At 63.5% G+C, this 13568-nt stretch carries 10 protein-coding genes; 9 read left to right on the forward strand and 1 reads right to left on the reverse strand.

From position 1 onward, the window contains the following. Positions 1 to 246 precede the first annotated feature (246 nt). The 3 genes from ACVJNE_RS17235 to ACVJNE_RS17245 all read left to right on the forward strand — a co-directional run bounded on the left by ACVJNE_RS17235 (position 247) and on the right by ACVJNE_RS17245 (position 6806). A complete protein-coding gene (locus ACVJNE_RS17235) occupies positions 247 to 3660 on the forward strand; it encodes a S8 family peptidase (protein ID WP_499567532.1) in 3414 nt (1137 codons plus the stop codon). A gap of 169 nt (positions 3661 to 3829) precedes the next feature. Next, positions 3830 to 5992, forward strand: a complete 2163-nt coding sequence (locus ACVJNE_RS17240; RefSeq protein WP_499567534.1) for a transglycosylase domain-containing protein — start codon at positions 3830 to 3832, stop codon at positions 5990 to 5992. A gap of 64 nt (positions 5993 to 6056) precedes the next feature. Continuing rightward, positions 6057 to 6806: an SDR family NAD(P)-dependent oxidoreductase gene (locus ACVJNE_RS17245; RefSeq protein ID WP_499567536.1), complete on the forward strand. Its 750-nt coding sequence runs from the start codon at positions 6057 to 6059 to the stop codon at positions 6804 to 6806. Between the two features lie 223 nt (positions 6807 to 7029). Here the strand turns inward: ACVJNE_RS17245 and ACVJNE_RS17250 are convergent, their stop codons facing one another. After that, the gene (locus tag ACVJNE_RS17250; RefSeq protein WP_499567538.1) at positions 7030 to 7587 is read right to left on the reverse strand and encodes a LuxR C-terminal-related transcriptional regulator; all 558 of its coding nucleotides are present in this window, start codon (positions 7585 to 7587) and stop codon (positions 7030 to 7032) included. 124 nt (positions 7588 to 7711) lie between these two features. Here ACVJNE_RS17250 and ACVJNE_RS17255 point away from each other — a divergent pair, with 124 nt between their 5' ends. The 6 genes from ACVJNE_RS17255 to ACVJNE_RS17280 all read left to right on the forward strand — a co-directional run bounded on the left by ACVJNE_RS17255 (position 7712) and on the right by ACVJNE_RS17280 (position 13506). Further along, positions 7712 to 8908: a substrate-binding domain-containing protein gene (locus tag ACVJNE_RS17255; protein WP_499567540.1), complete on the forward strand. Its 1197-nt coding sequence runs from the start codon at positions 7712 to 7714 to the stop codon at positions 8906 to 8908. A gap of 169 nt (positions 8909 to 9077) precedes the next feature. Next, on the forward strand, positions 9078 to 9842 hold the full coding sequence (locus ACVJNE_RS17260) for an ABC transporter ATP-binding protein (RefSeq protein WP_499567542.1): 765 nt from the start codon (positions 9078 to 9080) through the stop codon (positions 9840 to 9842). Next, on the forward strand, positions 9839 to 10558 hold the full coding sequence (locus tag ACVJNE_RS17265) for an ABC transporter ATP-binding protein (protein ID WP_499567544.1): 720 nt from the start codon (positions 9839 to 9841) through the stop codon (positions 10556 to 10558). Before ACVJNE_RS17260 ends, ACVJNE_RS17265 begins: the two co-directional genes overlap by 4 nt. 1 nt (position 10559) lies before the next feature. Then, positions 10560 to 11558, forward strand: a complete 999-nt coding sequence (locus tag ACVJNE_RS17270; protein WP_499567546.1) for a branched-chain amino acid ABC transporter permease — start codon at positions 10560 to 10562, stop codon at positions 11556 to 11558. Positions 11559 to 11563: 5 nt separating this feature from the next. Beyond that, on the forward strand, positions 11564 to 12673 hold the full coding sequence (locus ACVJNE_RS17275; RefSeq protein WP_499567548.1) for a branched-chain amino acid ABC transporter permease: 1110 nt from the start codon (positions 11564 to 11566) through the stop codon (positions 12671 to 12673). Next, on the forward strand, positions 12670 to 13506 hold the full coding sequence (locus ACVJNE_RS17280) for an alpha/beta fold hydrolase (protein ID WP_499567550.1): 837 nt from the start codon (positions 12670 to 12672) through the stop codon (positions 13504 to 13506). The genes ACVJNE_RS17275 and ACVJNE_RS17280 overlap by 4 nt, the downstream gene beginning before the upstream one ends. The last annotated feature ends 62 nt before the right edge of the window (positions 13507 to 13568 follow it).

Raw genomic sequence — 13568 nt, forward strand, 5'->3', positions numbered from 1 at the left:
GAACGCAACCTTTGGGCTTAACCCCCCTTTAAATAGCCGCATTTACTCTCCACCCGACCCGATGCACGTGCATTGGTCGACCGTCGAGGGGCGCGCGAGACGATGACGCTTCGGTGTTCTTTTGCCGCCATGGAGAAGGGTCGCCGGCCCGTTGGAGTGTTCGGCCGTGCTGCGAACCTCGTCCGTTTTGATTGACATCGGTAGGCTGCCCGATATGTTGCATCGAGTGGCGGATAAAATCTGGGGTTGAGGCTCGGTGCTGCCGTCGGCTGCTACATTCCGGTCTCGTCGACAGACTTTCCGGTTTCCATCAGGAAGTTGTCGGGGGATATTATGCGCGGTACTGCTGGTTCACGGAGTAGATATTTGCTGGGAGCGATTGCTGCTGGCATGTTGATCGGTGTCGGCGTGTCGGCTGCGACATCGTCGCCGGCTTTGGATGCCGCTCCTGCAGCTTTTGTCCGTAAAGTGGAAGATCATGACGCGCTCTGGGCGAAGCTGGCTGCCAATCCGGGCACGAAGCTGCCCGTCATCGTGCAGTTTGAAATGCCGGCGTTGCCAAACGCTGCCGGCTTCGAGCTTCCGGAGGCTGCCGACGGAGCGCGCATGAAGGCGATACACGCTTCGCAAGACAAGATACTGAATGCGGCATTCTCAGCCGGTGCGCCATCCCTCGTCGCCGGTGGCGAACGCAATCTGAAGCGGTTGAATTTTTCGCCAGCGTTTGCGATTCTGGCTGACGCAGTTGAGATATCGCGGTTGGCGAGCGATCCCCATGTCACCAGGATTGTCGAGGATAGGCTCGATCCGCCTCTGCTTAGCGACACCCTGCCCCTGATACAGATGCCAGCCATGTATGCCGGTCGTGCCTCGGGGCATGGCTACAGCGTTGCCGTTCTCGATAGCGGAACCTGGAACAGCCACGAGTTCCTCAGGGCCAGCGTCTCCGCCGAGGCCTGCTTCAACACCAGCGGCGTTCAAGGTTCGATAAGCCGGTGTCCCGGTGGCTACGACTATTCGACGGCTCTAGGCTCGGCCGAGGACTGCATCGCCGCCAACACCTACGGTTGTGGCCATGGTACCCATGTCGCGGGCATAGCGGCAGGCTACCACGTATACGCGGACGAGCCGATAGGCGGCGTAGCCAAGAACGCCCAGATCATATCCGTCAACGTCTTCTCTCTGCTTCCAGCTAGCGCGTGTGGCACGTTGGTTCCCGGATACAACAGTTGCTTGCGAGCCTTCGCCAGCGATCAGTTGAGAGCGCTCGATTATGTTTACGGTCAGCGCAACACATACAATATCGCCGCAGTGAGCATGAGCGTTGGCGAAGGTCAGAACGCGGGGCACTGCGACGGCGACGCCCGCAAACCGATCATCGACCAGCTCAAGGCCGCGTACGTGGCAACGGTGATCCCCGCGGGAAATAATGGGTTTGACAATGAAGTGGCGGCGCCCGCCTGCATTTCAAGCGCGATTACCGTCGGTTCTTCTACAAAGGCCGATGTCCGCTCGACGTTCTCCAATTGGGGCAGCCTGATAGATCTGGTGGCGCCTGGCTCTTCGATCATATCCTCTTATATCGACGGCACAGACAACTCGCGCTTCGCGGCTTTGAGCGGTACGTCCATGGCTGCGGCTCATGTGGCCGGCGCTTTCGCGGCATTGCGTCAGGCCTACCCCGGCGCAACGGTTGACATGATCGAAGATGCCCTGAAGTCGACAGGTCAGGGCATCTCATCAGCAGGCGTCACGAAGCCCCGCATCCGTGTGAACGATGCCCGTCTGGTGCTTGAAGACAACGACGTGCCCGCCCCGCCGGCGCCTCCTAATGACGATTTCGAGAACCGCATCGCCATTGCGTTGCCTACGGAGCTTTATGGGGTCCGGGTAGTTACCGGAACCAATGCGGGAGCCACCACGCAAGCAGGTGAGCCCGTGCACGCCAGAACGGCCAGCGCCCGCAATAGCGTGTGGTGGAGCTACACTCCAAGAAGCTCCGGGCAGATATCAGTCAGTACGACAGGCAGTCCCAATACAGCGCTGGTGCTGGCCGTATACTCAGGAAATACGATCGAGACGCTGACGGAGGAGGTAACTTACTCTTCTGGCAGCTCTCGCTTTTTCGATGGGGTAGCTGGCGTCGAGTATAAAATCGCCGTGGCGGGCAGAAACAATCACGAGGGAAGCATCAGACTCTCGGTATATGGTGGCGCGGGCACAGATCACTATCCGCCCCCCAACGACAACTTCGCCAGCCGCATCGCGATCTCGCCGCACGGCGCGATCTTCGGCCCGCGCACCGTCACCGCCAACAACACCTACGCCACAGCCGAATATGGCGAACCGCAACATGCGAACCGGCCGGTCGCAACCAACAGCGTGTGGTGGCGCTACACGCCCGCCACCTCCGGTCCAATTACCATCGATACCAGAGGTAGCAACTTCAACACCGTGCTGGCGGTCTACACCGGCGGGTCGCGTTCCCTCCGCGTCGTTGCAATGAACGACGATGCTCCGGACCTCGGCCGGCGCTCGCGCGTGGTGTTCGACGGCATTGCCGGCACCCAGTACCAGGTCGCGGTCGCCGGCGGTTACGGCAACAATTCTGGCCATATACGTATGACAATCCGCGGCGGCGGCAGATATGCGGTGAATCCGCCGGCGATAAACGACACCTTCGCCAACCGCATTGTGATCTCGCCGCACGGCGCTCTCTTCGGGCCGCGTACCGTGACCGGGCACAACATCAACGCGACCAACGAATTCCGCGAACCGCGACATGCCAACCATCCGGCCGCGACCAACAGCGTGTGGTGGCGTTACACGCCCGCCACTTCCGGCCAGATCACCATCGACACAAGAGGCAGCAACTTCAACACCGTACTGGCGGTCTATACAGGTCGCTCGGCCGGCGGCCTGCGTGTCGTCACGCACAACGACGATGCACCCGATCTGGGCCGGCGTTCACGCGTGACTTTCAATGGTATCGCCGGCACCCAGTACCAGATCGCAGTCGCGGGCGGGTACGGCAACAATTCAGGTCAGATAAGGATGACCGTGCGCGGCGGCGGAAGACATGCCTCAAGCTCGGTATCGGAGCTGGCAGGGCGGTCACTGCCCGGCCGGCAGACCGCGCCTTTCGCCGGCCTCTCGGTGGATGGTGTCGCTGGCGCGCGCGCGACGGCTGCCGCACAGGTCGATCTCGTCAGCGTGGTGGTGACTTCCAACAACGATGGTGTCCTCCGCATCCCGACCGATGGCGACGGCGTGGCGGCCGTGGCGGTCAAGAATGTCGGCGCCCGTGCGATGCTGGCCGCCCACCTCGCTCTGTCGTCGGCAGAGGGGTTACCGAAGGCACTGCCAGCCGGACTTTCGATCTGTCGCACGGATGCAGGTACCGGCGCATGCATCGGCGCGAAGGGATCGTCTGTTGCCTTCGCGGCCGAAGCGGGTGAATTCGTCACCTTGGCAGCGTATGTCGGCCCTCAAGGAACGGCGATCCCGTTCGATCCGGAGGCAAACCGGCTTTACATCCATTTCCGACAGGATGGCAGGACGGTAGGCGCGGCAAGCGTTCCAGTTTGCTCTGTCGATGCGGCAGGTTGCGGTGGCGAGGGAATGAGCGAACAGTCTGCGCAAATGAAGACAGCACAATAGAGCGGTCTGGGCTCCGACATCGGCGGCGTCCTCCCGGCGCATAAGAATCCTCGCAAGCGATTGAAATCCCTGACTATCGCGATCTGTCGTCTTAACCCCCCTTTAAATGGCCGCATTTACTCTCCACCCGACCCGGTGCCCACAGACTGAGATCGGACCCGCGGACGGGATGGCCAGCCGAAATCGAAACACGCGCATAGAACCGACCTTCGGTGGAGGATCGCGAGACGACGACGCTTCGGTGTTTTTCGTCGGCGAAGACGATCGCGTGGTGCCTGCAGCGCGAAAGGGCAAGGCAGCCCCGACCCGCAAGAAGGCGGCGAGCGGATCGACCCGCAGGCAACCGTCCGGAAACCGTTCGCGCTCCGGAAGACAGAAGAAGCGGCGCGGCGTCTTCGGCCTCGTGCGCGGTGGCGTCTACTGGATGATGGTTATGGGTATCTGGGGTGGCATCGCCGCCGCGGGCCTCGTTGCCTTCTACGGCGCCCAGATGCCGGCAGCGACCACATGGGCAATACCCGACCGGCCGCCGAACGTGCGCATTGTCGCCGTCAACGGCCAGCTCGTCGCCAATCGCGGCATGACCGGCGGCGAGGCAGTCGGCCTGCACGAGATGTCGCCCTTCATCCCGCAGGCGGTGATGGCGATCGAGGATCGCAGGTTTCACTCCCATTTCGGCGTCGACCCGATAGGCCTGGCACGCGCGGTCTTTGTTAATGTCGCTGGCGGACGGTTCAGCCAGGGCGGCTCGACGCTTACCCAGCAGCTTGCCAAGAACCTGTTCCTCAAGCCGGAGCGAACCATCGAGCGCAAGGTACAGGAAGTGCTGCTGGCGCTGTGGCTGGAGCAGAAATACACCAAGGACCAGATCCTCGAGATGTATCTGAACCGGGTCTATTTCGGCTCGGGCGCCTATGGAGTGGAGGCGGCCTCGCGCCGTTATTTCGGCAAGTCCGCCCGCGACGTCTCGCTGTCGGAAGCTGCCTTGCTGGCGGGGTTGCTCAAGGCGCCGTCGCGGCTTTCGCCGGCCCGCGACCCGCAGGCGGCCGAGCAGCGCGCCCAGCTCGTGCTTGCCGCCATGCGCGACCAGGACATGATCGGCGACAGCCAGCTTGCGACCGCGATGAGCACGCCGGCCGTCCGTGCCACCGCCTACTGGACAGGTTCGGAGCATTATTTCGCCGACCGTATCATGGAAGAGCTGCCGCAGCTCATAGGCGAGGTGCGGCAGGACATCGTCGTGGAGACGACCGTCGACCTCGTCCTGCAGACCTATGCCGAGGGCTCGATACGCCGCCTGATCGACGAGGAAGGCAAGGAGCATAATGTCAGCCAGGGCGCGCTGGTGTCGATCGACGCCTCGGGCGCGGTGCGTGCGATGGTCGGCGGCTACGACTACGCCACGAGCCAGTTCGACCGCGCCTCGGAAGCGCGCCGGCAGCCGGGCTCCGCCTTCAAGCCGTTCGTCTTCATGGCCGCGCTCGAAAAGGGGCTGTTCCCCGACACCATGCGCAACGATGCGCCGATCCGCATCGGCAAGTGGGCGCCGCGCAACTACAACGAAAAATACTACGGTCAGGTCTCGCTGAGCACGGCGTTGTCCAAGTCGCTCAATTCCGTGGCGGTGCAGCTTGCGCAGGAAGTGGGAGCCTCGGCGATCGTCGAGGCCGCGTGGCGCATGGGCATCGAATCCGATCTCACCCCGAACCTGTCGATCGCGCTCGGCACGTCGGAGGTCACGCCGCTGGAGCTGACGGCCGCCTATGTGCCATTTGCAAATGGCGGTTTCAGACCGGACATCCACTTCGTCAAGCGGATCACCACCGCCGGCGGCGAAGTGCTTTACCAGCACAGGTCGACCAGCGGGCCGCGCGTGGTGCGCCCGGAAATCGTCGGCATGATGAACGCCATGATGACCGAGACCGTGTCACAGGGCACGGCGCGGCGCGCGGCCTTCGGCTGGCCGGCGGCCGGCAAGACCGGCACGACGCAGAACTCGCGCGACGCCTGGTTCGTCGGCTACACCGCGAACCTCACAACGGGCGTATGGTTCGGCAACGACGACGGGACCGCGACCAAGAACATCACCGGCGGCTCGCTGCCCGCTGCGGCCTGGAACGACTTCATGGCTGCCGCGCATGAAGGCGTGCCGGTCGCCAACCTGCCTGGCAACTGGAACGGGCGGGTGCTCTCGCAGGTCGAGGACATTTTGCGCGCGCAGCCGGAAGCGGAGCATACGGCGTCGATCGGAGCACCGACACCGCCGGCCGAAGTGGGCGGGCAGGCGCCAAAGCCCGTCGGTTCGATTATGGACATCATCCTCGGCAATTGATGTGCGTCTTTGCGCACTCGCTTTGGGTAACGGCTTCCGCTAGATAGCGGCGAGGAGATTTGCCATGGCCGACGCCGACCCCCGCAAGACACTGGTGTTGACCGGCGCAAGCCGGGGTATCGGCCACGCGACGGTCAAGCGCTTTTCGGGCGAAGGGTGGCGCGTCATCACCTGTTCCAGGCAGGCATTCGCCGACAACTGTCCCTGGCCGTCAGGCCCGGAGGATCACATCAAGGTCGACCTTTCCGACCCGGAGGACGTGGGGCAGGCCGTGGCCGAGATACGCCACCGGCTGGAGGCCGAGGGCGGCCAGCTCGACGCGCTCGTCAATAATGCCGCGATTTCGCCGAAGCTGGAGGGCGGCGCGCGCATGAACTCGATCGAGACGCCGATGCATGTCTGGCGCGACGTGTTCCAGGTCAATTTCTTCGCCCCCATCATGCTGGCTCGCGGCCTGTTCAAGGAGCTGGCAAAGGCCAAGGGGTCCGTCGTCAACGTCTCGTCGATCGCGGGCGGCAGGGTGCATCCCTTCGCAGGCACCGCCTACGCGACGTCGAAGGCCGCGCTCGGTTCGCTGACCCGCGAGATGGCGGCCGATTTCGGCCCGCACGGCATCCGCGTCAACGCGATCGCACCGGGCGAGATCGACACCGCGATCCTGTCGCCGGGAACGGAAAAGATTGTCGAGACGATCCCGCTGCGTCGGCTGGGTTCGACGGCGGAAGTCGCCGACATCATCTTTTTCCTGTGTTCCGGCCAGGCTTCCTACGTGACGGGATCGGAAATCCACATCAACGGTGGACAGCACGTCTGACGCTGCCGCGCCGTCGTGCGTCTTTCGAGGCTCCCCTTCGACAGGTTCAGGGTCGCACCTCAGGATGAGGGATGTGGGTTGCTCAGCCCGCTCGCGGCAGTCTCGGTATACTTCAACAGAACGCCCCTCGCATCCCGAGCTTGTCGGAGCGATGAACACAGTCCTCATCCTGAGGTGTGAGCGGAGCGAGCCTCGAAGGACGCACTAAATTGAAGCTGCCGCTTTATTGCGGCATCGTCGACAGGTGCGACAGCAGCTCGGCGACATTGGCCGCGCCGCATTTCTTCAACAATCGCGCGCGATAGGCCTCGACCGTGCGCGGCGAGATGGCGAGCATGCGCGCTATTTCCTTGGACGTGCGGCCTTCGCCCAGATGCATGACGATCTGGCGCTCACGGGTGGTGAGGTCGAGTACCGGGCGGGTCTCCGACAGATCGGCGAAGCTCCAGACCGCGCGGCGCAGCGGGTCGTCGTCCGGCGTCAGCGAGTGGCCGCGCACCCGGCACCAGAACAGCGTGCCGTCCTTGCGCGCCATGATGCGCTCGTCGGAATAGCGGTTGTTCTTCTTGAGCGGCGCGACGCCGACATCGCGAATGCGCACGAACTCCTCGAAGGACGGGTAGAGAATAGCGAAAGACCGGTCCGTCAGTTCGTCCCGCCCATAGCCGAACATCTCCGCGAAGCGCGGATTGCAGGTGCGGATGACGCGGCTTTCCGTGACCACGAGCCCGACCGGCGCATGTTCGAACGCCAGCTCGCGAATGTTTTCGGCCCAACTCATGATGCGTATTTCTACCGTTCGTATTCCTACGATATTGCGGGTTCCGGTTTCCCGAAACGATAATAGCCGCCAGACCGAACCGCGCCAGTCGCAGCGTTCCGTCATACTCTGGGAGGAGACCATCATGAAGAAGCTTTTTGCCGCGCTGGCCGTGGCGACCGCGCTTACGGGCACGCCGGGCCTCGCGCAGGACGACACGGTTCGCATCGCGTTGCTTCACGGCCTGTCGGGTTCGCCGCTGGAAGCCTATTCCAAGCAGACCCATACCGGCTTTGAACTCGGCCTCGAATACGCCACCGACGGCACGATGGAGGTCAAGGGCCGCAAGATCGAGCTGATCGTCAAGGACACACAGTTCAAGCCCGATGTCGCCCGCGCCCTGCTGGCCGAAGCCTATGGCGACGACGATGCGCTGATCGCCGTCGGGGATACGTCTTCGGGCGTGGCGCTGGCCATGCTGCCGGTCGCGGAGGAATACGAGAAGATCCTGCTCGTCGAGCCGGCAGTGGCAGACGGCCTCACCGGACCGGATTCCAACCGCTACGTATTCAAGACCTCGCGCAACTCGTCCATGGACATGCAGGCGCAGGCGCTGGCCCTCAATCCGGACGAGAACCTCTACGTAGCGACGCTGGCGCAGGATTATGCCTTCGGCCGTGACGGCGTGTCGGCCTTCAAGGCGGCGCTAGACGGCACCGGCGCGCACCTCGTTGCAGAGGAATATGTGCCGCAGCAGACGACGGACTTCACCGCCACGATCGAGCGGCTGACGGCGGCGCTGAAGGATCAGCCCGGCCGCAAGGTCATCATGATCTACGTCGCCGGCATCGACGCGATGACGCCACTGGCCGGTGCAGGCCTCGACCGCTACGACATCGAGCTTTCCACCGGTGGCAACATCCTGCCGGCGCTCGTCGCCTACAAGCAGGTGCCGGGCATGGAAGGCGCGATCTATTATTATTACGAGGCGCCGGACAATCCGGTAAACGACTGGCTCGTCGAGCAGCATCAGGAACGCTTCGGCTCACCGCCCGACTTCTTCACCGCCGGCGGCATGGCGTCTGCCATGGCCATCGTCACCGCCCTCGAAAAGGCCGAGGAGTGGGACACCGAAACCCTGATCGCCACCATGGAAGGCATGACCTTCGACACGCCGAAAGGTCAGATGACCTTCAGGCCCGAGGACCACCAGGCCCTGCAGTCCATGTACCACTTCAAGATCAAGGTCGAGGACGGTGTCGACTGGGCGGTGCCGGAACTGGTCCGCGAGATCAAGGCCGAAGAGATGGATATTCCGGTCGGCCGGAACAATCAGGAGTAGGCCTCATAACACCCCCTCCACCATGCTTCGCATGGTCCCCCTCCCCCGCTTCGCAGGGGAGGAACCGAGGTCGCGGACATCCGCGACGCTGGATCCTCCTCCGTTTACGGGGGAGGGGGACCGCCGAAGGCGGTGGAGGGGGCGTTGGCCCCGACACGAAGACTTTGCGATGAACCCCTCACTCCGCACCGAAAACCTGACGATCCGTTTTGGCGGCCATGCGGCGGTCAACGGCGTTACCTGCGCGTTCCAGCCGGGCGAGCTGACGGTGATCGTGGGACCGAACGGGGCCGGCAAGACGACGTGGTTCAACCTCGTCTCGGGACAATTGAAGCCGACCGAGGGTCGTATTTTCAAGGGCGAGGACGACATCTCCGCGCTCTCCCCGTCGGCGCGCGCGAAGGGTGGCATAGGGCGCGCGTTCCAGCTCACTAACCTGTTTCCAAAACTCACCGTGCTGGAGAATGTGAGGCTTGCCGTGCAGGCCCGCGCGGGGCAGGGCGCGCGCATCTTCACGCGTGCCGCCGGACTTATCCACATACGCGAAAAGGCCTATGGCTTCGTCGAAGCGACCAGGCTGGCCGCCGTCGCGCATCTGCCCGCTGCGGCCCTGCCGCACGGCGACCAGCGTAAGCTGGAGGTCGCGCTTCTGATGGCGATGGAACCGGACATCTTCATGTTCGACGAGCCGACGGCGGGCATGTCGGTCGACGAGGCGCCCGCCATCCTTGAGCTGGTCGCCGAACTCAGGAAGGACCGTTCCAAGACCATTCTGCTGGTGGAGCACAAGATGGACGTGGTGCGCGCGCTCGCAGACCGCATCGTAGTGCTGCACAATGGCGAACTCGTTGCCGACGGCAGGCCCGACGAAGTGATGGCGCTGCCGATTGTGCGCGAGATCTATCTCGGCGTCGGGGCGGAGGAGGTGGCATGAGCGCGCCGATCCTGCGCATCGAGGATGTTTATACCGACATCGCGCAATATCACATTCTGCATGGTGTTTCGCTCGACGTGCCGGAGGGCGGCGTGCACGTGCTACTCGGCCGCAACGGGGCCGGCAAAACCACGACGCTGCGGACGATCATGGGGCTCTGGCGGGCGCGGTCCGGCAGGATCGTATTCCGCGGTCAGGACATCACCGCCATGCGGACGCCCGACATCGCCAGGCTGGGCGTGGCGTTCGTGCCCGAGAACATGGGTATCTTCGGCGGCCTCACGGTCGAGGAAAACATGCGCCTCGCCGCGACCGGGGGGCGGTTCGACGACGAGCGGCTGCAACGCGTCTTCACACTCTTTCCTGCGATGGAGAAGTTCTGGGATCGGCAGGCTTATGCGCTTTCCGGCGGACAGAAACAGATGCTCGCCATTTCCCGCGCGATCATCGAGAGGCGCGACCTGATACTCATCGACGAGCCGACCAAGGGGCTGGCGCCTGCGATCATCCGCGCGATGATCGATGCGTTCCGCGACATCGCGCGCGAGACGACCATCCTGCTGGTCGAGCAGAATTTCCTCTTTGCCCGCGCGCTCGGCGAAACCGTCGCCGTGATCGACGACGGCCGCATCGTCCATCGCGGCTCCATGGCCGAGCTCGCGGCCGACGAGGCGCTCCAGAACCGTTTCCTCAGCCTGTCGATGGAAGCGCATTGAGATGATGAAAACGCTTTCCACCACCTTCGAACGGTTCGGCGGCGTCATGCTGTTGCCGGTCGTGCTCGGCCTTATCGCCTTCGTGCTGATCGGCCGGCCGTCGACATGGATGACGCTGACCGTCGCCGGTCTCGCCATGGGCATGATGATCTTCCTGATGGCGTCCGGTCTGTCGCTGATCTTCGGCCTCATGGACGTGCTCAACTTCGGCCATTCGGCCTTCGTCTCATTCGGAGCGTTTATTGCAGCGAGCGTGCTTGCATGGTTCGGCGTCTGGGTGTCGGGCGGCAGCGCGGCCATGAACATCGTCGCACTGATGGCGGCCATCGCGGCTGCCACCGCATTCGGTGCGCTTGCAGGCTGGGCTTTCGAGCGCGTCATCGTCAAGCCGGTCTACAAGGACCATTTGCGCCAGATCCTCATCACCATGGGCGCGCTGATCGTGGCGGAGGAACTCATTTTGATGATCTGGGGCGGCGCGCCGATCCCGGTGCCGCGCCCGGCTGCGCTGACCGGCTCGATCGTCATCGGCGACGTGGCCATCGAGCTCTACCGCATCTTCGCTTTCGCCCTCGGGCTCGTCGTCTATATCGCCATGCATTTCGCGCTCAATCGAACCCGCATCGGCCTTCTGATCCGCGCCGGCGTCGAGAACCGGGAAATGGTCGAGGCACTCGGCTTCCGGATCGACCGGCTGTTCATCGCCGTCTTCATGGCAGGCTCCGCGCTGGCCGCGATGGGCGGCGCCATGTGGGCCGGGTATCAGGGACTGATCACGACCGCCATCGGCTCGGAGATGATGATCCTCGTCTTCATCGTCGTCATCATCGGCGGGCTTGGCTCCATCGAGGGTTCGCTCCTCGGCGCGATCCTCGTCGGACTGATGGCGAATTACGTGGCCTTCCTGTTTCCGAAGATGTCGCTGGCGTCGAACATGATCCTGATGATGGCGATCCTGCTGTGGCGACCCTTCGGACTGAAGCCGGCGGTGAAGGGGTGAGCGACATGACAGCAACGACGCCAGCCATCACCGGTCACAGGATTGATCGCCGCGTTCCGGTAGGCAGGCTCATCGTCTATGGCGTCGTGCTTGCGGTCGGGCTTTGCCTGATGTTCGCGCCGTTCCTGTTTCCCGACGTGCGGGCGCAGGAGGTTGCGGCGCGCATCTGCGTGTTCATCGTTCTGGTGGCGAGCTACGACCTGCTGATCGGCTATACGGGCATCGTGTCCTTCGCCCACACGATGTTTTTCGGGCTCGGTGCATACGGGGTGGCGATTGCGCTGAAAACCATGGGCGCGGGCTTCGACGCGATCCTGCTTGGCGGGTCGCTCGGCGTGATTGCGGCACTCGTGCTCGCGGTGCTGATCGGTCTGCTGTCGCTGCGGGTCAAGGCGATCTTTTTTGCCATGATCACGCTTGCCGCCGCTTCGGTGATGATGGTGTTGGCGAGCCAGCTTTCGGACTTTACCGGCGGCGAGGACGGAATGACCTACTCCATCCCGCGATTCTTCTCGCCGGCGAATACGCTGATCGAGGGCAGCGACGGCAAGGCAATGCGCATTTTCGGGGTAGCCTTGAACGGCCGCGTCGCGCTCTATTATTTCGTCTTCCTGTCCTCGCTGTTTCTGTTCCTGGCGATGTTGCGCATCGTCGCCTCACCGCTGGGCACGGTGCTGGAGGCGATCCGCGAAAACGAGATGCGCGCGGAGGCGATCGGTTATCGTGTCGTGGCCTATCGCACCGCCATCTTCTGCATAGCGGCGGTCGTCGCCGCCCTTGCCGGCGTCGTGCGGGCGACCTGGCTGCGCTATACCGGCCCTGACGTCGCGCTTTCCTTCGACATCATGCTCGACATACTGCTGATGGTGGTCATCGGCGGCATGGGCACCATGTTCGGCGCGGTGATCGGCGTCGTCATCATGACGCTGGCACAATTCTACCTGAAGGACCTCATGGCGGCCGGCGCGGCGGCGACCGCAGACGTGCCGCTGATACCGGACCTGCTGAACCCTGACCGCTGGCTGCTGTGGCTCGGCGTGGTCTTCATCCTGCTCGTCTACTTCTTTCCGGCTGGCATTGCCGGCACCCTCATGGGCAAGGGAGGCACCAAATGACCCCGCGTTCGACCTATGTGAACTGCGACGGCTTTGAGGTGCACGTCACCGAATGGGGCGATCCGCAAAAGTCTGCTTTGGTGATGTGGCACGGACTTGCTCGCACCGGCCGTGATTTCGACGAAGCCGCCGAGGCGCTCAGCGACGCCTATTTCGTGATCTGCCCCGACACGCTCGGGCGCGGCCTGTCGAGCTGGGCGCGCGACTACACGGTCGATTATTCCTATCGGGTGTTCGGCGAGACGGCGCTGGCGGTCCTCGACCATTACCGCATCGGCGACCTGCGCTGGGTCGGCACCTCGATGGGCGGCCTGATCGGCGTCACGCTTGCGGCGGGCCCGCTCGCGCAGCGTATTACCCATCTCGTGATCAACGACATCGGACCCGACATACCAGAGGCCGGCACGGGACGGATCGCCTCCTATGTTGGCAACCCGCCCGTCTACGACACGATCGGCGAACTGGAAGCGTGGCTGCGCGAGAACTATGCGCCGTTCGGCCGCAACACCGATGCCTTCTGGCGCCGGATGGCGGACACCTCCTCGCGCAGGACCGACGATGGGCGCGTTACGGTCCACTACGATCCCAACATCGTCTCGCAATTCACGCACCACAAGTCGGATCTCGACGTGTGGGACTCCTATGACGCGATCACCGCGAAAACGCTGCTGATACGGGGCGAAAGCTCCGACGTGCTGCCTGCCGGCATTGCCGAGGACATGGTGCGGCGCGGGCCGCGGCCGCGTCTCGAGATCATGCCTGACTGCGGCCACGCCCCGACGCTTGCCAGCGACTTCGAGATCGCCATGCTGCGCGACTTCCTCGCGGAGTAGCTGATCCTTGGCTTAGTGCGTCCTTCGAGGCTCGCTGCGCTCGCACCTCAGGATGAGGACCG

The organism is Mesorhizobium sp. DxT (assembly GCF_058448885.1).

Bases quoted from the DNA above. Each gene is read 5' to 3' on its own strand.
- ACVJNE_RS17240 (WP_499567534.1), top strand. From the start codon at position 3,830: ATGGCCAGCCGAAATCGAAACACGCGCATAGAACCGACCTTCGGTGGA.
- ACVJNE_RS17245 (WP_499567536.1), top strand. From the start codon at position 6,057: ATGGCCGACGCCGACCCCCGCAAGACACTGGTGTTGACCGGCGCAAGC.
- ACVJNE_RS17250 (WP_499567538.1), bottom strand. From the start codon at position 7,587: ATGAGTTGGGCCGAAAACATTCGCGAGCTGGCGTTCGAACATGCGCCG.
- ACVJNE_RS17255 (WP_499567540.1), top strand. From the start codon at position 7,712: ATGAAGAAGCTTTTTGCCGCGCTGGCCGTGGCGACCGCGCTTACGGGC.
- ACVJNE_RS17260 (WP_499567542.1), top strand. From the start codon at position 9,078: ATGAACCCCTCACTCCGCACCGAAAACCTGACGATCCGTTTTGGCGGC.
- ACVJNE_RS17265 (WP_499567544.1), top strand. From the start codon at position 9,839: ATGAGCGCGCCGATCCTGCGCATCGAGGATGTTTATACCGACATCGCG.
- ACVJNE_RS17270 (WP_499567546.1), top strand. From the start codon at position 10,560: ATGATGAAAACGCTTTCCACCACCTTCGAACGGTTCGGCGGCGTCATG.
- ACVJNE_RS17275 (WP_499567548.1), top strand. From the start codon at position 11,564: ATGACAGCAACGACGCCAGCCATCACCGGTCACAGGATTGATCGCCGC.
- ACVJNE_RS17280 (WP_499567550.1), top strand. From the start codon at position 12,670: ATGACCCCGCGTTCGACCTATGTGAACTGCGACGGCTTTGAGGTGCAC.